Annotated in this window: 22 protein-coding genes; 9 read left to right on the top strand and 13 right to left on the bottom strand. The window is 45.0% G+C overall.

From position 1 onward, the window contains the following. Positions 1-3: 3 nt before the first annotated feature. Positions 4-282, top strand: a complete 279-nt coding sequence (locus tag L5L94_RS05310) for a DNA polymerase III subunit epsilon (RefSeq protein ID WP_263161691.1) — start codon at positions 4-6, stop codon at positions 280-282. Between the two features lie 322 nt (positions 283-604). Then, the gene (locus L5L94_RS05305; protein WP_263161689.1) at positions 605-1,615 is read left to right on the top strand and encodes a sugar-binding protein; all 1,011 of its coding nucleotides are present in this window, start codon (positions 605-607) and stop codon (positions 1,613-1,615) included. Between the two features lie 749 nt (positions 1,616-2,364). Here L5L94_RS05305 and L5L94_RS05300 read toward each other — a convergent pair. From L5L94_RS05300 to dnaK, 3 genes are all read right to left on the bottom strand, one after another. Continuing rightward, the gene (locus L5L94_RS05300) at positions 2,365-2,958 is read right to left on the bottom strand and encodes a hypothetical protein (RefSeq protein ID WP_263161686.1); all 594 of its coding nucleotides are present in this window, start codon (positions 2,956-2,958) and stop codon (positions 2,365-2,367) included. A 296-nt stretch (positions 2,959-3,254) separates the two neighbouring features. Then, positions 3,255-4,391, bottom strand: a complete 1,137-nt coding sequence (gene dnaJ / locus L5L94_RS05295; RefSeq protein ID WP_113941183.1) for a molecular chaperone DnaJ — start codon at positions 4,389-4,391, stop codon at positions 3,255-3,257. A 110-nt stretch (positions 4,392-4,501) separates the two neighbouring features. Continuing rightward, entirely contained in the window at positions 4,502-6,421 is a 1,920-nt protein-coding gene (dnaK, locus tag L5L94_RS05290) for a molecular chaperone DnaK (RefSeq protein WP_105251655.1), read from the bottom strand. A 288-nt stretch (positions 6,422-6,709) separates the two neighbouring features. Between dnaK and L5L94_RS05285 the strand changes: the two genes are divergently transcribed. The 3 genes from L5L94_RS05285 to L5L94_RS05275 all read left to right on the top strand — a co-directional run bounded on the left by L5L94_RS05285 (position 6,710) and on the right by L5L94_RS05275 (position 8,750). Then, complete coding sequence (locus L5L94_RS05285) at positions 6,710-7,630, top strand: DMT family transporter (RefSeq protein ID WP_131523197.1); 921 nt, start codon at positions 6,710-6,712, stop codon at positions 7,628-7,630. 119 nt (positions 7,631-7,749) lie between these two features. Further along, a complete protein-coding gene (gene ybaK / locus L5L94_RS05280) occupies positions 7,750-8,226 on the top strand; it encodes a Cys-tRNA(Pro) deacylase (protein ID WP_263161682.1) in 477 nt (158 codons plus the stop codon). Positions 8,227-8,441: 215 nt separating this feature from the next. Further along, positions 8,442-8,750 (top strand): hypothetical protein, encoded by a 309-nt coding sequence (locus tag L5L94_RS05275; protein ID WP_212599364.1) that lies wholly within the window; start codon positions 8,442-8,444, stop codon positions 8,748-8,750. A gap of 104 nt (positions 8,751-8,854) precedes the next feature. On the opposite strand, the gene L5L94_RS05270 is transcribed toward L5L94_RS05275, so the two are convergent. The 5 genes from L5L94_RS05270 to L5L94_RS05250 all read right to left on the bottom strand — a co-directional run bounded on the left by L5L94_RS05270 (position 8,855) and on the right by L5L94_RS05250 (position 13,688). Continuing rightward, positions 8,855-10,132 (bottom strand): glutamate-5-semialdehyde dehydrogenase, encoded by a 1,278-nt coding sequence (locus L5L94_RS05270; RefSeq protein WP_168822721.1) that lies wholly within the window; start codon positions 10,130-10,132, stop codon positions 8,855-8,857. 12 nt (positions 10,133-10,144) lie between these two features. Then, complete coding sequence (gene proB / locus L5L94_RS05265) at positions 10,145-11,263, bottom strand: glutamate 5-kinase (RefSeq protein ID WP_105251651.1); 1,119 nt, start codon at positions 11,261-11,263, stop codon at positions 10,145-10,147. 203 nt (positions 11,264-11,466) lie between these two features. Further along, positions 11,467-12,756 carry an NCS2 family permease gene (locus L5L94_RS05260; RefSeq protein ID WP_131523194.1) on the bottom strand — a complete coding sequence of 430 codons (1,290 nt, stop codon included), beginning with the start codon at positions 12,754-12,756 and terminating at the stop codon, positions 11,467-11,469. A gap of 241 nt (positions 12,757-12,997) precedes the next feature. Further along, positions 12,998-13,336, bottom strand: a complete 339-nt coding sequence (locus L5L94_RS05255; RefSeq protein WP_263161677.1) for a carbon starvation protein CstA — start codon at positions 13,334-13,336, stop codon at positions 12,998-13,000. 25 nt (positions 13,337-13,361) lie between these two features. Next, the gene (locus L5L94_RS05250; protein ID WP_219255339.1) at positions 13,362-13,688 is read right to left on the bottom strand and encodes a winged helix-turn-helix domain-containing protein; all 327 of its coding nucleotides are present in this window, start codon (positions 13,686-13,688) and stop codon (positions 13,362-13,364) included. Positions 13,689-13,895: 207 nt separating this feature from the next. Here L5L94_RS05250 and L5L94_RS05245 point away from each other — a divergent pair, with 207 nt between their 5' ends. Continuing rightward, positions 13,896-14,447, top strand: a complete 552-nt coding sequence (locus L5L94_RS05245) for a DUF924 family protein (RefSeq protein WP_113941177.1) — start codon at positions 13,896-13,898, stop codon at positions 14,445-14,447. A 151-nt stretch (positions 14,448-14,598) separates the two neighbouring features. Further along, positions 14,599-15,456, top strand: a complete 858-nt coding sequence (locus L5L94_RS05240; RefSeq protein WP_263139984.1) for a substrate-binding periplasmic protein — start codon at positions 14,599-14,601, stop codon at positions 15,454-15,456. A 15-nt stretch (positions 15,457-15,471) separates the two neighbouring features. Here the strand turns inward: L5L94_RS05240 and L5L94_RS05235 are convergent, their stop codons facing one another. The 3 genes from L5L94_RS05235 to L5L94_RS05225 all read right to left on the bottom strand — a co-directional run bounded on the left by L5L94_RS05235 (position 15,472) and on the right by L5L94_RS05225 (position 17,004). Continuing rightward, the gene (locus L5L94_RS05235; RefSeq protein ID WP_219251157.1) at positions 15,472-15,909 is read right to left on the bottom strand and encodes a universal stress protein; all 438 of its coding nucleotides are present in this window, start codon (positions 15,907-15,909) and stop codon (positions 15,472-15,474) included. A 171-nt stretch (positions 15,910-16,080) separates the two neighbouring features. Beyond that, complete coding sequence (locus L5L94_RS05230; protein WP_263139983.1) at positions 16,081-16,512, bottom strand: universal stress protein; 432 nt, start codon at positions 16,510-16,512, stop codon at positions 16,081-16,083. Between the two features lie 108 nt (positions 16,513-16,620). Beyond that, entirely contained in the window at positions 16,621-17,004 is a 384-nt protein-coding gene (locus tag L5L94_RS05225) for an STAS/SEC14 domain-containing protein (RefSeq protein ID WP_028761699.1), read from the bottom strand. 226 nt (positions 17,005-17,230) lie between these two features. Here L5L94_RS05225 and L5L94_RS05220 point away from each other — a divergent pair, with 226 nt between their 5' ends. Beyond that, positions 17,231-18,655, top strand: coding sequence for a coniferyl aldehyde dehydrogenase (locus tag L5L94_RS05220; protein ID WP_263139980.1), 1,425 nt, complete (start codon positions 17,231-17,233; stop codon positions 18,653-18,655). Positions 18,656-18,672: 17 nt separating this feature from the next. Beyond that, the gene (locus L5L94_RS05215) at positions 18,673-19,278 is read left to right on the top strand and encodes a TetR/AcrR family transcriptional regulator (protein WP_181800896.1); all 606 of its coding nucleotides are present in this window, start codon (positions 18,673-18,675) and stop codon (positions 19,276-19,278) included. 147 nt (positions 19,279-19,425) lie between these two features. Here L5L94_RS05215 and L5L94_RS05210 read toward each other — a convergent pair whose 3' ends face one another. Next, complete coding sequence (locus tag L5L94_RS05210; RefSeq protein ID WP_105251644.1) at positions 19,426-20,232, bottom strand: CsgG/HfaB family protein; 807 nt, start codon at positions 20,230-20,232, stop codon at positions 19,426-19,428. Continuing rightward, a complete protein-coding gene (locus L5L94_RS05205; protein WP_106649655.1) occupies positions 20,232-20,627 on the bottom strand; it encodes a curli assembly protein CsgF in 396 nt (131 codons plus the stop codon). The genes L5L94_RS05210 and L5L94_RS05205 overlap by 1 nt, the downstream gene beginning before the upstream one ends. Positions 20,628-20,634 lie beyond the last annotated feature (7 nt).

Below are 20,634 nucleotides of genomic sequence, written 5' to 3'. Positions count from 1 at the left end.
ATTATGAGTAAGTTAAATGCCGAAGAACGTAAAGCCCGCGATAACGCCCGTTTTTCACAACGCGTCGATGAACGCCGCACAAAAGGTGAAGACGTGGTCGCCTACGTGCTAGGCAACAAGCTCGCGTTTAAGTTTCTGACTAAACCAGAGAGACACGAATTTAAACAAAGAGAAGCTGCACTTGAAGAAGAAGCCAAGCTTAAAAAGCAGCAAGCGTTTCAGCTTAAAACCGAGCAAGAGTTAGAGAAAGTCGAAGCCGCATTTACTGATACTGAAGAGTAACCTCTCAAAAGAGCCATTGATCATCATTGATGGCTCACGCATACCCCATCTCCAAACTTCGTTTGGATCAAAGTCGTGGTGCTTCGCCCCTGATTTTTATTAGAGAATCGACCAAGGAGGGCTGATCATTACACCCTTCTCGGATCTCAATTGCCAAACAACGCTCATGTCTAACTGCCTGTTCGCCATTGTATTGTGAACTACTGATTCTGAACAATAATGTTCAATAACACGGATGTATCTCATATCTTTAAATCTATTCCTTTGCTACATTCGATTGTAAAGCGTTAAGTTGCTGTCTGATTATTTTTTAGGAGGAAGTGTGATCAGATTATTTTTGTTGTTCATTGCATTAAGCCAATTACTAATAACATCAGTCTATGGAAAAGAACTGAAATTTGCCGTAGTGCCAAAATTTTATAGTGTTTTTTTTGATCAAAGCAAAACGGGCTGTATAGATGCTGCTGCACAAATAGAAGGCGTAGAATGTGTATATCGAGGACCTGAAATTAGCAGTGTTAGATTGCAAGATCAGGTAATAAATCAACTGATTGATGAAGGTATCGATGGTATCGCTGTCGCTGTTACACAATCTAAATACCTCGTTGAAAATAGCCTAAAAAGAGCCAAAGAAGCCGGAATTCCGGTTGTTACCTATGACTCTGATTTTGATGCTTCTATCAAAGAAGAACCTAAGAATTTACGCCTAGCTTATATAGGCACAGACAATTTTGAACTGGGTAAGTCATTGGGTGAACAGTTAAAAAAACTACGGCCAAATGGCGGAACGTTAATAATGCATTCTGGGCGGCCAGATTCTCCCAATCTGAATTTAAGACTTATGGGTGTACGCTCCGCCTTATCAGGAAAAAAATACGATGCTCCTCCTGGCGAATTACTCGATGGCGATTTAGGCTGGACAGAAGTTAGAGAACCTTTGTTTAACTTTGATCAGCTTAGTCAAGCCGTTAAACAAATGGAGTCCGTAATGAAAGGTAAGCCTGTGAAAGCAGACTCTTTTATCGCAGTGGGTGGTTGGGCGCAAAATAATGATGCGCTCTATCGTGAAATGATTGCTCCATACCAAGAAAAAATTAATAACAAAGAAATCGTCATTATTATTACCGATACATCTCCAGAGCAGTTAACGATGCTGAAAGATGGTCTTGCTCATGTCAATGTGGGTCAAAATCCATATGAAATGGGAAGACAGGCAATTTTGACGCTTTATAAAATTGTCACAAAACAAAAGTATGAAGAAACAATCTACACACCTGTTACGTTTTGTACTCCTCAGAACGTTGATACCTGCGATAAGCGTACCGGAATGTGACGCCAAAATGATGGATTAAGCCAGTACACATCTCAAAGGAGCCATTGATTATAATTGATGGCTCACGCATACCCCATTTCCAAACTTCGTTTGGATTTTTAAATCAAAATCTACATCAAAGTCGTGGGGCTTCACCCCACACCCTACCAAAAGGGAAAAAGCGCCTGTTCCCCTTTTGGAAATCCCGCGGCGAACAACGTCCATGTCTAACTGCCAGTTCGCCATCCCAGGCTCTCGTTCGAAACGCTGCTACGCAGCACTCACCCTAGCGAAGTTACATGCATTAGTTAGTAGTCTCATACTCCAACAAAAATAGCCTAACGGCTTAGATGGCACATCCAATGGCACATCCATGTATCCCCGAGCCTGCGCCATCATCCATGATGTCGCCACAGCATTTTTAATCCGTATTTAGACAACTTCGCAGGGAATATGAACTCCTGAAGTTTCAGTGTTACTTATTCGTATTTAAAAAAAGAACTAACACTCCATCTTTCTAAAATTTAATAATGAGTGTCTCAATAACATTTCCTGCCTGTCCAATCATTTCAATGGCACGGCATACAAACCTCCTTGTTCAATGCTTAAGCAAAGCTGGAGATTAACTACCACGCAATTACTGTGGATGCCCGTCTGATCTTCTGGGCGTTATCATGAAGGGAGTAGTGGTTATATTTAAATTTGGTACAAGTTTTATTATTTAGTGGACAATTAAATTAATAGGTTTGCAAGTCCGTGGTCTGCTCTTGTTAGCTACATTGATTGTCTGCATATACATTACCAGTTTTAGGGCAGATTCTAAAAACACATAAAACATTTTCTGCATCACCATCATCGCCCCAAAGAGAAACTTCATAACCAGCTTGAGGAGGAATGACTATTATTATTTCTTCACTATTGTTAGTGAATTGGCCTTGTGGAAGTAGATTTTTGAAATCATTAAAATCCATTTTTAGGATTTGTTCGTGTGCAAATTTCACTTTTAAAAAGGAAGTTGGGTAATTTTCATAGGGCCAATCATTTTCAGCTTCTCGGGGATGGACTGATTGTATCTTGATACTTCCGTCACATCTTATTTGATATTTGATTGAACCACCATCATGCATAAAGGGATAAATTAATGCTATGCTAGAAAACTGGATGTTGTCGAATAAATCTAATATATCTCTGTTTAATGTAAACAAAAGATGTAACTTTGCTGTCTCGGGAAAGTTAGATATTAATGGTAAGTTACCGCCAAAATATGACTCAGACTCTTCAGATATATTCAATGCTACGAGATTTCCCTTATAGTAAATTAAGGGTTTTCTGATTTGTCCATATTCTCCAGTTATTGAATCCATAGTTACTCTCTCATTAGCAGTTACGGTGCATATTAAGTGTTACTTTTCATTATAGTAACGCTATTTACGGTCATAGTCATTTTGTTTTATAGCAACTGCTTGATTCCGAATTCAACTCCGAAGTACGACACAGGACAATTAAGCAGCTAATTGGTGAAACACCACCGCAGGTTGCTCCAACTTCAAACACTTTAATATTTGGGCATAAATCCGAATATAAAAAAGCCCTGCAAGGTTAACCATTGCAGGGCTTTTTTCTTCTAGTGCGCAGCTAACCGCTGCGCCACTAGACCAAGTTAGCTATTCAGATCTTGAAAGAACTTTTTCACGCCATCGAAAAAGCCCTCAGCCTTTGGGCTGTGTTTTTTCGACTCACCAGTTAAGGTGGCTTCAAATTCGCGTAACAGTTCTTTTTGACGATCGTTTAAGTTAACTGGGGTTTCCATAACCACTTTGCAGAGCAAGTCGCCTACCGCATGGCTGCGAACCGACTTGACGCCTTTGCCACGTAAACGGAACATACGGCCCGTTTGCGTTTCGGCTGGGATCTTCAGGCTGACTTTACCATCCAGTGTTGGCACTTCAATCTCACCGCCTAGGGCCGCTTTACTGAAGGATATCGGCACTTCGCAGTAAAGGTTGTTGCCATCACGGACGAAAATCGCATGCTCACGCACGCTGACCTGAACGTATAAATCCCCTGGAGGCGCACCAAACTCACCCGCTTCGCCTTCACCCGCTAAACGAATACGGTCGCCCGTATCAACGCCGGCTGGGATCTTAACCGATAAGGTTTTGCTCTTTTCAACACGGCCATCGCCATGACACTTAGTGCAAGGATCTTTGATGATCTTACCGCGGCCATGACAGGTTGGACAAGGCTGCTGCACCGCAAAGAAACCTTGGCGCATTTGGACTTGGCCTTGACCATGACAGGTGCCACAAGTGGTTGCAGAGGTGCCTTTTTTAGCGCCGCTGCCTTCACATAGATCGCAAGTCGCCAGCGTTGGGATACGCAGTTCTTTGGTTAAGCCTTTAACGGCTTCTTCCAGTGATAACTCTAGGTTGTAACGTAAATCTGAGCCGCGGGCCGCTTGGCGTTGACCGCCACCACGACGTCCACCGCCGAAAATATCGCCAAAGACATCACCGAAAATATCACCGAAATCGCCTTGACCACCACCGTAACCACCGCCACCGCGATTAGGATCCACACCCGCATGACCAAATTGGTCGTAGGCCGCTTTTTTGTCGGCGTCGGTTAGGATCTCGTAGGCTTCTTTAATTTCTTTAAAGTTAGCTTCTGCGGTTTTGTCGCCTGGGTTGCGATCTGGGTGAAATTTCATGGCCAGACGTTTGTAGGCCTTTTTAATTTCACGTTCGCTGGTGTCACGACTGACACCTAATACTTCGTAATAATCTCGCTTTGACATAATCTCATGCTTCTCAGCTGGTGTTGAACAAACGGGCGTTAGGGTTGCCCCGTAACGCCCGCCTAGAAATTAACGCTTTGAAATCAATCTATTTGATTGAAAACAAGTCATTATTTCTTGTCGTCTTTCACTTCTTCGAATTCAGCATCGACAACGTCATCGGCAGCAGCGTTAGCCTGTTTGCCCGCGTCGGCATTGTCGCCGCCTTGAGCTTGAGACTTAGCTTGAGCGATTTCCATCAGCTTAGCAGATGCTTCGATCAAGTTTTGAGTTGCCTTTTCAATGGCTTCTTTGTCATTGCCTTTGCTGGCAGTGTCAACAGCGGCCATAGCAGCTTGGATTTTCTCTTTGTCTTCGCTTGGCAATGCATCACCCGCTTCTTCCACTTGTTTCTTAGTCGCGTGGACTAAGCCGTCAGCTTGGTTGCGTGCTTGCACTAACTCTTCAAACTTCTTGTCTTCATCTGCGTGAGCTTCGGCATCACGTACCATTTGCGCCACTTCTTCTTCGCTTAAGCCAGAAGAAGCTTTGATGGTAATGTTTTGTTTCTTGCCGGTTTTCTTGTCTGTCGCAGACACATGCAGAATACCGTCGGCATCGATGTCGAACATCACTTCAATTTGTGGCTGGCCACGTGGAGCTGGCTCAATACCGTCTAAGTTGAACTGGCCTAATGACTTGTTCGCGCTCGCTTGCTTACGCTCACCTTGCAGTACGTGAATCGTCACTGCGTTTTGGTTGTCATCGGCTGTTGAGAACACTTGCTGCGCCTTAGTAGGAATAGTGGTGTTCTTTTCAATCAACTTAGTCATCACGCTGCCCATGGTTTCGATACCCAGAGACAGTGGTGTTACGTCTAACAGTAATACGTCTTTCACGTCGCCTGACAGAACGCCCGCTTGAATTGCAGCACCTACGGCTACCGCTTCGTCTGGGTTCACGTCTTTACGAGGTTCTTTGCCGAAGAAGTTTGTCACTGCTTCTTGAACCTTAGGCATACGTGTTTGACCACCCACTAGAATCACTTCGTTGATGTCTGTTACAGATAAATCTGCATCAGCCAGGGCAACTTTTAGTGGCTCTAATGTACGGATAATCAAGTCTTCAACCAGTGATTCCAATTTAGCACGAGTGATTTTAATCACTAAATGCTTAGGACCTGTTGCGTCTGCCGTGATGTATGGCAGGTTCACTTCAGTGTGGTTGGTGCTTGAAAGTTCAATTTTCGCTTTTTCTGCTGCCTCTTTCAGACGTTGCATTGCTAATGGATCTTTACGCAGATCTAAGCCTTGCTCTTTCTTGAATTCGTCAGCTAAGTAGTTGATCAAACGGTTGTCAAAGTCTTCACCACCTAAGTGGGTGTCACCGTTGGTTGCCAACACTTCAAATGTTTGGTCGCCATCGTTGCTGTCGATTTCGATGATAGAGATATCGAATGTACCACCACCTAAATCGTATACTGCAACAATGTTGTCGCCTTGTTTCTTATCGATACCGTAGGCTAATGCTGCAGCCGTTGGTTCGTTGATAATACGTTTAACATCAAGACCTGCGATACGACCCGCATCTTTAGTCGCTTGACGTTGTGAATCGTTAAAGTAAGCAGGAACAGTAATAACCGCTTCTGTTACTTCTTCACCTAAAAAGTCTTCTGCGGTTTTCTTCATCTTTTTCAAGATTTCTGCAGAAACTTGTGGTGGAGCCATCTTGTTGCCACGCGATTCAACCCATGCATCACCGTTGTCGGCTGCAATGATTTTGAATGGCATGATGTTCACGTCACGTTGGACTTCGTCATCTTTAAAGCGACGACCAATCAAACGCTTAATCGCGAAGAATGTGTTAGTCGGGTTAGTCACAGCTTGACGTTTTGCTGGCGAACCGACAATGGTTTCATCATCTGTATAAGCGATGATTGACGGGGTTGTGCGATCGCCTTCAGCGTTTTCTAACACACGTGCTTTGCCACCATCGAGGACAGCTACACAAGAGTTTGTTGTGCCTAAGTCGATACCAATAATTTTACCCATGAGGTCCTCCGAAAAATTTCATTCAATCTAAATTTGTTTAGTTGGTTTTGATATGGGGCTAGACGGTTTAAATATCAAGTCCATCGTTGGCCACCTTCTCTGCCTTGATACCTATATTGGGACAGGGAATTTAATTACAAGGGCGAACAAAAAAATTTTCTGATTTATCTTTCTCGCATCTACAGCGGGATAAAATATCCAATCACATAAAATAGTCTTGCTTATCAACCAAAGCTGTTATTCAATCTGCCCACATTTGGCGGATGTTTATCCTCGTAAGGTAGCAGAGTGAAGTCTTCGAATTTAGCGTACGTGTATGGCATGGCGGCGGTCTTTCTCTGGTCGACAGTGGCCACGGCCTTTAAGATTGCCTTGAGTTACTACACACCGCTGCAGCTGGTGTTTGTTGCCGTACTCACTTCGATTATTGCCCTTGCCGGGATCCTTGCTTGGCAAAAAAAGCTTTCCTTACTCAAGCAACAGTTTTTACGCCGCCCCATGTTTTATCTGGTGACTGGACTCATCAATCCCTTCCTTTACTATGTCGTGCTATTTAAAGCGTATTCCTTACTGCCAGCGCAGCAAGCGTTGTCACTTAATTACACTTGGGCGGTATTACTGCCGTTACTGGCTGCGCCTTTGTTAAAGCAACATTTGCGTAAGAGCGATATTGCTGCCGCGCTGATTGCCTATACTGGGGTGTTTATCATTGCCACCGGCGGCGATATCAGCGGCTTTAGTTTTGATAGCCCGCTCGGTATCGGTCTTGCTCTCACCAGCACTTTACTCTGGTGCCTATATTGGATCGTGAACACCAAAGATCAAGGCGATCCCGTGGTGAGTTTATTATTGAGTTTTCTTATCGGCTTACCTTTTATTGCCGTCACCTTATTGCTGACAGATACCCTGCCCAGTTTTAGTCTTAAGGCGATATTTGCAGGTATGTATGTGGGCTTATTTGAGATGGGCATTACCTTCGTGCTCTGGTTAATGGCGCTGAAAACCGCCACTCGCACCGCGAACATCAGCACTATGGTGTTTTTATCCCCAGTGATGTCGATTGGTTTTATCGCGTGGATTTTGCAAGAAACGATTGCGATGGCGACCTATCTCGGCCTAGCCTTTATTTTATCGGGGATGATGTTACAGCAACTTCTGCCTCGTTATTTAGAGCGTAAAAACAAGATAAGCACAAAGCTAGCGGAATAATCGTTGAGTAGCAGCCTTAAATAATGTTAGCTCACGGCAATGAGCCAATTAAAAGAGCTGGCTAACGTTTTAAGCCAAGATTAAGCGCTAATATCCCCCATTTTGTGAAGGAGTATAAAATGACCCCGGCCGTCCGATTGGCGAAAAAAGCCAAGATCGCGTTTGATATCTTAGAGTACAGCCACGATCCACACTGCGCCGCCTACGGCGAAGAAGCCGCTAACACCTTAGGGCTTGAACCAGCGCAAGTATTTAAAACCCTTTTAGTTGCCATCGACAAAGCCCATGCGCCGATTGCCGTTGCGCTCGTGCCCGTCGATCATCAGCTTAATCTAAAAGCCGTAGCTAAATGCTTAAGACAAAAGAAACTACAAATGGCCGATGCCGACCTAGCACAAAAATCCTCAGGCTATCTGGTTGGCGGTATTAGTCCCTTAGCGCAAAAGAAACAATTGCCAACCTTGATTGATGCCAGCGCTCAAGGCTTCGACAGGATTTATGTCAGCGCGGGCAGACGCGGTTTAGAGATAAGCTTAGCGGCCACAGACTTAGCTCAGCTTTGCAAAGGCGAATTTGCCGATATCAAGACACTTTAAGCGATCTCGACCACATTAAGCACAAGTCATTCGACGTTAAGTAAGTAATTCACTCCACTTTAAGTTGTACGCACTCATGTTAGATAAATGGTGAACAAGGCTCAAACGGCAACAAACTGGCCAGCGTACTGAGTCTAACAGTGGAAAGCGTTTGATAAAGCCGTGATATCCGTCTATAAATTGTACTGAGGTACAAATCGACTAAGGATAGTCAGATGGAAAAATCAACCCAATGGAATCCAGAAAATAGCATCAGCCCTATCAGTTGGTGCGCCATGCTACTCTGCATCGCCTTATTTATTTATGAGCATTTCTGGGGAAACAGTTTTACCACTATGGTAGTCATGCTCTATTGCAGTTTTATGCTACCTTCGGTTTTACTCACTCGCAGAGTACAAGAAAAGTACTTTATTTATACCTTGGAATACATCAAGGCCTTTCGTAAATTCACTGTCGTTATGTCGACGATATTTTTCTGTATCTGGTTACTTGTTACTTATACCCCGCTCACCATAAGCAGCTAAACTTGTTAGCCAAACACATTAATGTCGCTATTCAGTTGGATACCGCAAACAAAAAAGCCGTCAACGTAGTAGGTTAACGGCTTTGGGTTTATCGGTATTTACCGCTAAACACGACTAGTGTAATCACCCCAAGCTAACCACTTATATGTGGTTAATGCCTCAAGCCCCATTGGACCGCGGGCGTGCAGTTTTTGGGTGCTCACAGCCACTTCAGCGCCAAGACCAAACTGACCGCCATCGGTAAAACGAGTACTGGCATTCACATACACGGCGGCTGAGTTCACTTCATTCATAAAGTGCGCCGCTGCATGAATATCATCGGTCAAAATGGCTTCCGAATGGCCGCTAGAATACTGGCGAATATGACTAACGGCGGCATCGATATCGCTCACGACTTTAATACCTAAGGTTAATGACAGCCATTCAATACCAAAATCCTCAGACTTAGCAAGCGTCACATCGAACCCTAAACCATCCAGCAGACTAAAACTTGTGTCACAAACTGAAAAACGCACGCCTAGACGATGCAGATATTCGGCAATTTGCGGTACAAAGCTGCTAGCCACGCGCTCATCCACCAGCAAGGTATCAAGAGCATTGCACACAGTTGGACGCTGCACTTTGGCATTAGCGATTACGCCTAAGGCACGCTCAAGGTCGGCATTTTTATCGACATACAAGTGGCAAATACCTATGCCACCTAAGATCACCGGAATGGTCGCTTGCTCAGCACATAAGCGCTGCAATGCTTGACCGCCGCGCGGCACTATCATGTCGACATATTGATCGAGCTTAAGTAAACCTGTCACTAGGGCTCTGTCTGAAGAATCAATAAATTGCACCGCATCTATGGGCAAACCTTGGGCGACAATCGCGCCGCGGATCACTTCGCTGATAAGCTTATTCGATTCAAGGGTTTCTTTACCGCCACGGAGGATCACCGCATTACCCGTTTTAAGGGCGAGTACCGCGATATCGACAGTCACATTCGGGCGCGCCTCGTAGATAACCCCAATCACGCCCAGCGGTACGCGGCGGCGAGTCAGCCTTAAACCGTTATCTAATAACTTGCTGCCAAACTCTTCGCCCACGGGATCAGCAAGGCGGATCACATCGCTGATATCACCGATAATGCCCGCTAAACGCGCATCATCGAGCAACAGTCTGTCGATCATCGCCTCAGTTAATCCATCGTTCTTAGCGGCGGCAACGTCTTTAGCATTAGCGGCTAAAATGGCGGCGGAGTTTGCCGTCAGCGCATCGGCAATAGCTTCGAGTAAGTCAGCCTTTTGGCTCGCCGTTAAGTTGGCTAAAGCATAACTGGCCTGTTTGGCATTTTGGCCAAGTTGCTGTAAATACTGATCTTGATTCATTTGACTCAAAACAGACCTCGCTTATAAGACAACCATGTCGTTGCGGTGCACTATTGCATCACCATAATCGTAACCGAGTACAGACTCGATCTCATCGGAATGCTTACCCGCAATCAAACTCAGGGCTTGACCACAGTATCGTGTCATCCCTTTAGCAATCACTTTACCTTGTTGATCAACTAATTGTAGCGTCGCACCACGTTCAAACTGACCTTTAACGCCTACGATACCTTTAGACAATAGACTGCGGCCCTTGTCAGTCACGGCTTTGACCGCGCCCGCATCAAGCACTAAAGAACCTTGAGTTGCAGGTCCCGCTAGAATCCACTGTTTGCGGCTTTCGAGCGGGTTTTCGATGGCACTAAAGTGAGTACCGACTGACTCTTTGGCGACCACCTTTTTGATCACATCAGGGTGATGGCCAGAGGCGATAACCACTTCGATGCCAGCACGACGAGCAATATCCGCCGCTTCCAATTTAGTCGACATACCACCTGTGCCTAAACCCGATACAGAACCGCCCGCCAGCATACGCAGGCTATCGTCAATCTTCACCACCTGTGAAATTAACTTAGCGTTCGGGTTAGTGCGTGGATCCGCATCGAATAAGCCCTTTTGATCCGTCAATAAAATCAATAAGTCAGCATCGCATAAGAGTGCTGCGCGCGCCGATAAATTGTCGTTATCGCCCACTTTGATCTCATTGGTAGCAACGGCATCGTTTTCATTGATGATCGGCACAATATTATTCGCCAACAAGGCATTGAGCGTGTCGCGGGCGTTAAGGTAACGCTCCCTATCCTGCAAATCGGCACGGGTCAGGAGCAATTGGCCCACATGCAGCCCATAAATACTAAAGAGTTGTGCCCAAGCGAGGATCAACTGACTTTGTCCGACAGCGGCTAACAATTGCTTATTGGCCATAGTGTCGGGCAGCGTCGGGTATTGGAGATGTTCACGCCCAGCGGCAATTGCCCCTGAGGTGCATAATACGACTTCGACCCCTGACTTCATCAGTGCGGCCATTTGACGAGCAAGCTCAACCATGTGGGCTTTATCTAGCTGTTTACTGCCAGAGGTAAGCACACTCGTCCCTAACTTCACTACCACGCGGCGATACGCAATCTCACTTAAGTTCATTATTCATTTGTAACAAAATAACCGAACAATCCTTATACCTAATCCGCTGAGTAATTGGTAGCAAGGAGTTATTAACTCGAGATAAATTTTCGTTTTTGCTTAGAATCGCGCATTAAAAAGGGCCATCGATTAGATGGCCCTCAAAAAAATGTAAACAATCTACGCTGCGAGTTTTTACTGTACAGGTGAATTAATCGACAGCATCAACCATAGACAAACTTAGCTACAAACAATGCGGCTAATACTAAAATGCCCACATTAAGATCGCTAAAGCGACCTGTGAGTAATTTGATTGCTGCATATGAGATGATCCCAAAGGCAATGCCCGTCGCGATAGAAAACGTTAGCGGCATTAATATACACACAACCACCACAGGCGCGGCTTCAGTCAAATCTTCCCATTCGACATGCACCAGTCCCGACATCATCAAAATCGCTACATAAAACAGTGTGCCCGCAGTCGCATAAGCCGGGATCATCCCCGCCAATGGCGATAAAAATAACGCAGCAATGAAGAGTAATCCCACCACAACGGCCGTTAAACCAGTACGGCCACCTGCGCTCACACCCGCAGTACTTTCGATATAACTTGTCGTGGTGGAAGTGCCAAAAGCCGCCCCCGCAATCGTTGCTAAACTGTCAGCGGTTAAGGCACGATTCAGACGTGGTAAACGGCCTTTATCATCGAGAAAACCACCGCGCTGTGCAACCGCCACTAAGGTGCCAGAGGTATCGAAGAGATCCACAAATAAGAAGGCAAAAACGACTGATAACATAGTTACTTCAAATACTTGGGATAAATCCATCTTCATAAATGTAGGTGCGATTGAAGGTGGCATTGATACAATGCCCTGATACTGCACATCACCAAACACTAGTCCTAGGCCAGTGATAATCAGAATGCTGGCAATCACCGCCGACTTCATTCCCCGCTGCACCATAGCAATAATGAGGAAAAAGCCCAGCACAGCCATAACCGCCGGAAATGCCGTGATATCGCCCAGCGTCACTAGCGTAGCAGGACTTGCCACCACAATACCGGCGCTCTTAAGGCCAATCAGGGCAAGAAACAAACCAATACCTGCAGCAATACCGATACGTAACGACATGGGAATACTATTTACAATCCATTCTCGAATACGCACTAAGGACAAGATTAAAAAGCAAATTCCCGACAGGAATACCGCGCCTAACGCAGTCTCCCAGCTGTAACCCATTTCACCCACGACTGTGTAGGTAAAAAAGGCATTAAGTCCCATACCTGGAGCAAGCGCAATGGGATAATTCGCCATCAACCCCATAACCAAACAGCCGACAGCCGCCGCCAAACAGGTCGCCACAAATACAGCACCATGGTCCATGCCTGCATCGGCTAACATCATTGGGTTCACAAAAATGATGTAGGCCATCGTCATAAATGTTGTCAAACCTGCGACCGCTTCCTGCTTGAGGCTCGTTTGATTTTGTTTCAGTTTGAACAGTTTTTCTAACATGGAACAAGGTTCCTTTTTATTTTAAGTATGTAGGGTATTTAGATGTGAACACTATGTAACGTGATGACATTTGCAGCCGATTATAGGGAGTTTAGGCTGGTCAGGCCAGAAAATTGGCAAAGGAGTAATGAAGAGAAAATGCTCAAATATCTATGCAAACGAATGCAATATCCTCGGGTGAGACTCGCGTTGAAGGTTAAGCATAAAAAATGAACATATTATGAACAAGATGATTAACTCGTTAGCGACCAATGCTGATTTGTAGCCATAAACAGCCCACATAAAGAGTAACAAGGATATATACAGCAGAAATAACTAAATTCAATTTCCACAGACTCAACCAAAAACTCCCTTTAAAATATGTACGTAGCCTTACTTCTGATTTGCATAATGTTAAAGAAGAAGGTACCAACATTAACGCAGAACAGCCAAAGGTTGGTAATACCATAAAAATCATGCCTAAACCCGCAGCCCCAGCAGAAGCTTCAGATGTTTGACAGTCAATAGATGCTAGCGTTATATATCCTAAAATGACGCCTGCAATGGCAAGAATAAAACCTAACAGTTGAAGAGTTCTCAAATTCATCCTTGGTAACAAACAGCGTTTAAATTGACTTATCGTAAAATCCTATCAGCTCAGCGATTTCGCTTAGATGGGTATCGACCCAAGCGCTGCTGATCGGCCCCCAGGTGACTATGCGGTAATAACCTGAATTGTTACGGCTGCCTTCCTGCACAAACTCGACTCGAATACCTATATCCTCAAAAGCTGCGATAGCGTCCTGTAAAGTTCGGCGAGGCATTCCGGTTAACTTATTGAGTGATAATAGATTATGGCGGTCATCATCCATTAAATGCGCCAAATATAACTTACGCAGAAACGCCTTATTTTGCTTTGAAACCTGTTCGGATGCTGGCATTGAAAGTGACATAGGATGACCTGTCTGGAAACAAAAGTAATTATCATCAAAACTACTTTATATTCAGTCAATAAGGCAATAGCCAATACTAAATACTTACGGTTCGCGACAAGATCATCAGATAACAAATCTGCACTTAAATCAAACAAAACGACTTGTCATCCTCCCCCAACAACTGTTATTTCTAATATCACTCAACACCTATGAAGAAAGGCTAAAATGAGCCAGACAATCACAGCAGACCAAATACTGACATTTTGGTTTGAAGACATTGACCCAAAGCTTTGGTGGATTAAAGATGTTGAATTTGATACCCAGATCAAACAGCGCTTCGAAGGTGTACTACTTCAAGCTAAACGGGGAGAGCTTTCACATTGGCGAATCACGCCTCAAGGTCGATTAGCTGAGATCATAGTGCTCGATCAATTCTCCCGTAATATTTACCGCAATACGCCTGCCGCATTCGAAGCCGATGCGATAGCCCTAGTGCTCGCCCAAGAGGCCGTTGCCCAACGGGTCGACACAGCACTAAAATCCAAACAAGTCCCTTTTCTATTTATGCCCTATATGCACAGCGAATCGGCAGCCATTCACCAAGTAGCAGTAAAACTGTTTAATCGCGAAGCTGCGATAACAAACCTCGCGTTTGAACTGCGCCATAAAGCGATTATCGACAGGTTTGGCCGCTATCCACATAGAAATATTATCTTAGGCAGGGAGTCTACGGCGGAAGAAATTGCTTTTCTGACTGAACCGGGCTCATCCTTTTGAGCCTGTAATAGGTTAAAGCGTTAATGTGTATTTGATAAATAAAGCCGTGCTGAGTTCACAGACACACTACACTTACTCAAGAAAGTCATGGAATGACTTGGCGAGTATCAAACACAGTTGCAAGTGTATACCGCGGAGGTGTTGGTAACTTATGGCGCATAAACTAAATAAGCCAAATAGCTCAGTGGCTCGTCGTAACCGCTATAAATTGATGGGGTTACTCATCCTATGCGGCGCTCAGCTCGGCCAAGCGGCTGAAATTAAGATAGGCGTCAGCCTGTCTATCCCGCCCTATGTCATCCAAGCAACCAATAGCGGGATCGAACTCGAATTACTTAACCAAGCCCTCGCCGTTAAAGGCCATACTGCTTCTATCCACTACTTACCACTGGCGCGCACTTTCCATGAACTCAGGGAGGGTAAACTCGATGGCATCATCAACATCAAAGAAGGAATGATTAACAACGTTTTTTATTCCAACGTTGCGATAACCTACCAAAACTGCGCCATTAGCCTCGAGAGTAATCAATTTAACATCAATAGCATAGAAGACTTAAACAACAAACAAGTCGTCGCCTTTCAACGTGCATCATCGTTACTGGGGGAAGAGTTTGCCAACATGGTTAAGACCAATAGCGGCTACCAAGAACAAGCGAGGCAAGTGCAGCAGGTTTATATGCTGATGAAGCGCAGAGCCGATGTCGTTGTGATGGATAAAAATATTTTCAAATACTACTTAAAGCAGGCCTATCTTGAGGGCAAACTCACTGAGAAAGACTTAAAACAACAGGCGATTTGCCACCAAATATTCCCACCTACAGAATACAAGTTCGCGTTTCTCAGTGAACAAATTCGGGATGATTTTAATGCGGGACTCAAACAAATTACCCAAGATGGTAGCTTAGTGGCTCTGCAGGAAAAGTATCGACGCCTGATGTCATTTGACAATGAAGCCGAGGCGTCGACTAAGTTAACAGAACCTAAAATGATCAAAAATGATTCCTACTAAACTTATCCCATAGTGTTATTTCACCACCAACACAGGGCACTTAGCGTACTTAACAATATCCTGTGTAACGTGGGGTTTTAAAAAGTCAGCTAAACCGCTGCTCCCATGACTAGCGATAACCACCATGCCTACATCAACGGCTTCCGCTAAAATCTCATCAATAGCATCACCATGGCGCACGACTAACTTAATATTGAGCCCTTCGGTAAGGTTCTGCTGCATTTCCTGCTGCAAACTTTGCATTTTTGCATCAACGAAAGCTTTGAGTTCATTTTCCAATGTAGCGGGAATATCGACCGCAATACCATAACAATGGGCGCCACGGGCAGGGCTAGTCACATGCAACAACCGAATATCGACGTGATAAACATTTGCCATTTCAACCGCATATTTTAACGCATGGGCCGCAGTGGATGAAAAATCCGTAGGGCATAACACTTCTTGAGTACGCATAAGCTTATCCATCATTTGAGTTTTTAATTAAGCTAATTATTAAGGCCAAAATACCACTATTTTATAGCAGTTTGCTATGCTTCTTGCGTACCCATTTCAATTAATTATTCTTTATCAATCAAAAAGAAAGGACGCTATAAGCGCCCTTTGGATTTATAGAGTCAAAGCCAGTTACTTAACCACAAGCACAGGACAAGTTGCACCATTCGCCACCGCTTCTGAGACATTGGTGTGTAAAAAATGCGAAATCCCAGTTCGGCCATGGCTAGCAATTACTACCATGCCAATGTCTTTACTGTTGGCCTCTTCTAAAATTTGATAGACAGGATCGCCACGGCGGATCAAGGTAGTGATAGGAAGCTCAGTATTCAATCCATCCAATAGTGCTCGCATTTTAGTTGCCGCCGCTTCCTCCATGCTTTTAGCAAGCTCTTCAGGGGTAATAGATAGAATCATAAAGTTTTCATCACCGATCGGCTGTTCAACCACATGTAAGATTTTTAGCCCTACATGGTATAGATTAGCCATTTCAATGGCATAACTCAGTGCATGGGCCGCAGTTTCCGAAAAATCTGTGGGCCAGAGTATTTGACCTGTACGCATAATTTGTACTCCTTCTATGGCGCGAATGGATTGCTGGGTGAATCTTTACTGTGCTGCTATAACGCCCGATTTAGCGCATTGGCAGACCACAAACTTCATCTCACAACCTTAGTCTCTTAGCCAAGCAACAGCATCGCCATTATCAACAAAAAACCTTACCTCAGCAGGCGTAAACCAGTTTGCCAATTTAGCCAACACTTCCTGCAAAGTCGTCTTACCGACGATAGCTATTTTCTCGAAATGACGAATATGCTTCACCCCAAGTTTGAGATCGTCCCAAGCGGCCTGTAGTTCCAAGCCTTCCAACTCGGTGACATCTACCAAGGCAAAGATATCAGGATCTTTCACCCCAGCTAATGCAGACTCCAACACAGGCACCATCATTTCGTAGTCTTGATGAGTTAAGGTACCGATAGCTTTAAAGGTAACGAAAAAATCATCATCACCATAACGCTCAATACCAATCGAAATTCCGTGCTTTAACAATGCCATACATACTCCTTATGTAACAACCCTTGATTTAGTGTAAAAGCTAACGCCACAACAAGCCGTGATCTTGCTCAAAAATACACCAGATACCTTGCACCATCTCACTAAGCAAGCTAGGATAAACCGACTAATCAGTCGGTACTGATTTAATAAAAGACTCAATCTAGACGATTACTTAAATAAAGTACCGAATAAGACTCTGCCTACCATTTCCCTTGGAGCAACCACTATGAATATGGCCACCGAACACCTTAATACTTCGCCACTGACTCAGTTGCTCCAACGCCAACGCAGCAGTTATTTAGCGGCGCCGAATCCTAATTACGCTACGCGAGTGGAGCAATTAACTCGACTGAAGGCGGCCATACTGCAATTTCAAACACCCTTAGTCGAAGCCTTAAGCCAAGACTACGGCCATAGATCGATTGATGACAGCCTGATCTCAGACATTATGCCTGTCATCAACAACATCAATTACAGCTTGAAAAATCTCAAAAAATGGCTCAAACCCAGCGCTCGCCATGCGGGCATCTTACTCGCACCCGCCAAAGTCACAGTGCATTATCAACCTTTGGGGGTGATCGGTATTATCGTGCCGTGGAATTTCCCCGTCATGCTGTCAATTGGCCCGCTAGTGACTGCTATTGCCGCGGGTAATCATGCCATGCTCAAAATGTCAGAATTTACCCCAGCGACCAACCAAGTGATCAAACAGTTATTGGCACAAGTCTTCGATGAATCCCACGTGGCGGTTGTTGAAGGTGAGGCGGACATTGCTGCCCAATTTTCTGCCCTGCCCTTCGATCATTTACTCTTTACAGGCTCGACCACAGTCGGCCGTCATGTGATGCGCGCCGCAGCGAATAACCTCACCCCAGTAACACTCGAATTGGGTGGTAAATCGCCTGTGATTATCGCCCCCGATATGCAGCTTGAGATAGCAGTAGAACGAATGATTTACGGTAAGTGTTTGAATGCCGGACAAATCTGCGTAGCCCCTGATTATGTGCTTTGCCCTAAAACCAAGGTGGATGACTTTATCGCCGCCTACCAAGCTAAGTTTAAGGCCATGTACGGCACCATTAACCACAATAAGGACTATGGCAGCATCATTAATACACGTCAGTTTGACCGCTTGATGACAGTGCTCGAAGACGCTAAAGCAAAAGGTGCCCGTGTTATTTCGGCGACGGACGAAGCCATAGATAGCCAACATCGTAAACTCGCAACTCAGTTGATAACTCACACCAGTGAAGACATGCTATTGATGCAAGAGGAAATCTTTGGTCCATTGTTACCGATTATTAGCTACGACTCCTTAGATGAAGCGATTCAGTACATCAACCACAGAGCCAGACCCTTAGCGCTTTATGTGATGAGTTTCGATGAGCCAACTCAGCAAAAGATCCTCCAGCAGACCCATTCTGGCGGTGTTTGTATCAATGAAACCGTATTTCATGTCGCCGCCGACGATGCGCCCTTTGGCGGAATAGGCCCGTCGGGCATGGGGCATTACCATGGCAAGGAAGGCTTTTTGACCTTCAGCCACGCTAAAACGGTACTCAGCCGTGGCCGATTCAACACAGGCAAATTTGTTCACCCGCCCTACGGCACTTTTATCCAGCGCATCTTAATGAAGCTATTTTTGCGCTAGTCATTGGGGGATAAATCTTGAATAAACCATCAACAACACAACCCATTAAAACCATGACAGATAAACGCCAAGCTATTCTCGATACTGCTTTAGCGCTCTTTGTCAGCCAAGGATTTCATGGCACGTCTACCGCCTCGATTGCGAAACAAGCAGGTGTAGCAACGGGCACCTTGTTCCATCACTTCCCTTCTAAGGAAGCCTTGATGGAATCTTTGTTTCTTACCATAAAACAAGAATTTGCCGATGCCTTACTGTTAAACACCCATAAGGGCAGCGATCTTAAACACAATGCCCTACAACTATGGCAAAGTGCGATAGATTGGTCGCTGGATAACCCTGTCAAACAACTGTTTTTTCAGCAATATTCAATGTCGCCCATGATTGCCGCTAAGGTGCGCGATCAAGCGATGAATAGCATCTTAGGCTTTATTAGCGAACTCATTAAGCAGGGACAAATGATGGGGCTAATCGCCCATTATCCAGTGGAATTGATGCTAGAAAACTGCCACGGCCAATATCTAGCAGCAACCCGATTCTTTATCGATAACCCGCACTTGGGGACAGATAAAACATACCGCGATGCCAGTTTTGAACTGTTTTGGAAGGCCATGCAAGCGGACTAAAATAGCCTAATATCAACTGACTGCTGCAATAACTGCAATAAAAAACCGAGTCAGCTTAACTGGCTCGGTTTTCTTTTACGCTATCGCGACTAAGTGCTAAAGCAGAAGCCTGCTTTGCTCTAGCATCTAATACCGGCTTTCAGACACCTAGCCCTGACTCAACTCCTGGGCTTTTTCTGCTGGCTGCGCCACTTGAGTTGGGCTCCAGTAACCTTGTTTGATACCCTTATCAATCAGCTCAGCGACCGCCAATTCAATGGCTTGTAATACGCAAAACTGCACTGGCTCATTGGTAGTAAAACCGACTTCAGCCTCGGCTAATCGATTTAAACTCGTGTAACGGAACAAACCCGCACGCATTTCTTGGGACAAGACTCGTTTGCTGGTTGAGACCGACATCATAACTTTACCTGTGTGTACATCCACGGCTCGTAGATAAATGGTCACCAGATCTTCACGGTACATTTCAGAGGCGCCAATACCATAGTATTCGACCCCGCTACCGCCTGTGCTAGTGTTGGTCTCATAACTAATCACTCCACCTTCGAGTAACAATCTGGCGGTGGATAATACGGGCACTTCATCGCCCTTAGTACCGCTCTGTTTATTGCTGATCTTACGCTCGGTAAGCAAATTTTGTAGCCCTTCACGCTCAACGGGTGTAAACCATTTAGAGTCGAGCAAAGTCTGCATCAACATCGATGTTGCACCCTGAGTAACCGCGGTCGAAAATGAACTCACGTTAGCCTGCGGCTTATATTGGCCAGTTTGATCGCGAAAGGAATACACGGCCACAGGGATAGGAAACTTAGGTCCTGGTTGAGTTTGCAACCCACGCATCACCTCACTCAAGGGGTTAACCTCGGCAGCCGTGATATTTAAATCGGGTTTGGAGATCAGGCTACAGGCCGACACACTTAGCAGTAATAAACTCACTAACACTAGACGGGCCATTAGTTGACTCCTCCGAATGTCGGCATTTCAATCACAGTGACTTCACCGGTTTCAGTATTAGTAATAGTTAGCATCACGCCATTTCCCGTAGAAGCCACTTCAATCCGAAAATCACCTGTATCGTAAACACCATCGGTAATTTCACCATCAGCAACACCGCGGGTGATTGAGTTAATGATATTACGCTCTAGGGATTCTTTAAAACGGGTGACAAAGTCCTTCTCGGTCGAGGTAGATTTATTATCATTCTGGGCTTGAGCTTTATTTAATAAGAAAGCCCCATTTTGTGGATTGCCGCCAAAGCTGGGATTCACTGGCGTATAAATCAATTCAGTGGCTTGGCCACTGCTTGCCACACATAGCGTGACAAGAGCAAGTAACGTCCTGTATGTCATTATTATT

It is taken from the genome of Shewanella sp. SM21 (assembly GCF_025654335.1).
In the GTDB taxonomy this organism is placed as follows: Bacteria; Pseudomonadota; Gammaproteobacteria; order Enterobacterales; family Shewanellaceae; genus Shewanella; species Shewanella oncorhynchi.
Note: the sequence above shows the minus strand (reverse complement) of the source record. Positions and strands in the feature narration are given on the sequence as shown.

What these genes read in the sequence shown, in the direction of transcription:
- L5L94_RS05310 (WP_263161691.1), top strand. Translation starts at nt 4, where the DNA reads ATGAGTAAGTTAAATGCCGAAGAACGTAAAGCCCGCGATAACGCCCGT.
- L5L94_RS05300 (WP_263161686.1), bottom strand. Translation starts at nt 2,958, where the DNA reads ATGGATTCAATAACTGGAGAATATGGACAAATCAGAAAACCCTTAATT.
- dnaJ (WP_113941183.1), bottom strand. Translation starts at nt 4,391, where the DNA reads ATGTCAAAGCGAGATTATTACGAAGTATTAGGTGTCAGTCGTGACACC.
- dnaK (WP_105251655.1), bottom strand. Translation starts at nt 6,421, where the DNA reads ATGGGTAAAATTATTGGTATCGACTTAGGCACAACAAACTCTTGTGTA.
- ybaK (WP_263161682.1), top strand. Translation starts at nt 7,750, where the DNA reads ATGACCCCGGCCGTCCGATTGGCGAAAAAAGCCAAGATCGCGTTTGAT.
- L5L94_RS05275 (WP_212599364.1), top strand. Translation starts at nt 8,442, where the DNA reads ATGGAAAAATCAACCCAATGGAATCCAGAAAATAGCATCAGCCCTATC.
- proB (WP_105251651.1), bottom strand. Translation starts at nt 11,263, where the DNA reads ATGAACTTAAGTGAGATTGCGTATCGCCGCGTGGTAGTGAAGTTAGGG.
- L5L94_RS05260 (WP_131523194.1), bottom strand. Translation starts at nt 12,756, where the DNA reads ATGTTAGAAAAACTGTTCAAACTGAAACAAAATCAAACGAGCCTCAAG.
- L5L94_RS05250 (WP_219255339.1), bottom strand. Translation starts at nt 13,688, where the DNA reads ATGTCACTTTCAATGCCAGCATCCGAACAGGTTTCAAAGCAAAATAAG.
- L5L94_RS05245 (WP_113941177.1), top strand. Translation starts at nt 13,896, where the DNA reads ATGAGCCAGACAATCACAGCAGACCAAATACTGACATTTTGGTTTGAA.
- L5L94_RS05240 (WP_263139984.1), top strand. Translation starts at nt 14,599, where the DNA reads ATGGCGCATAAACTAAATAAGCCAAATAGCTCAGTGGCTCGTCGTAAC.
- L5L94_RS05235 (WP_219251157.1), bottom strand. Translation starts at nt 15,909, where the DNA reads ATGCGTACTCAAGAAGTGTTATGCCCTACGGATTTTTCATCCACTGCG.
- L5L94_RS05230 (WP_263139983.1), bottom strand. Translation starts at nt 16,512, where the DNA reads ATGCGTACAGGTCAAATACTCTGGCCCACAGATTTTTCGGAAACTGCG.
- L5L94_RS05225 (WP_028761699.1), bottom strand. Translation starts at nt 17,004, where the DNA reads ATGGCATTGTTAAAGCACGGAATTTCGATTGGTATTGAGCGTTATGGT.
- L5L94_RS05220 (WP_263139980.1), top strand. Translation starts at nt 17,231, where the DNA reads ATGAATATGGCCACCGAACACCTTAATACTTCGCCACTGACTCAGTTG.
- L5L94_RS05210 (WP_105251644.1), bottom strand. Translation starts at nt 20,232, where the DNA reads ATGGCCCGTCTAGTGTTAGTGAGTTTATTACTGCTAAGTGTGTCGGCC.
- L5L94_RS05205 (WP_106649655.1), bottom strand. Translation starts at nt 20,627, where the DNA reads ATGACATACAGGACGTTACTTGCTCTTGTCACGCTATGTGTGGCAAGC.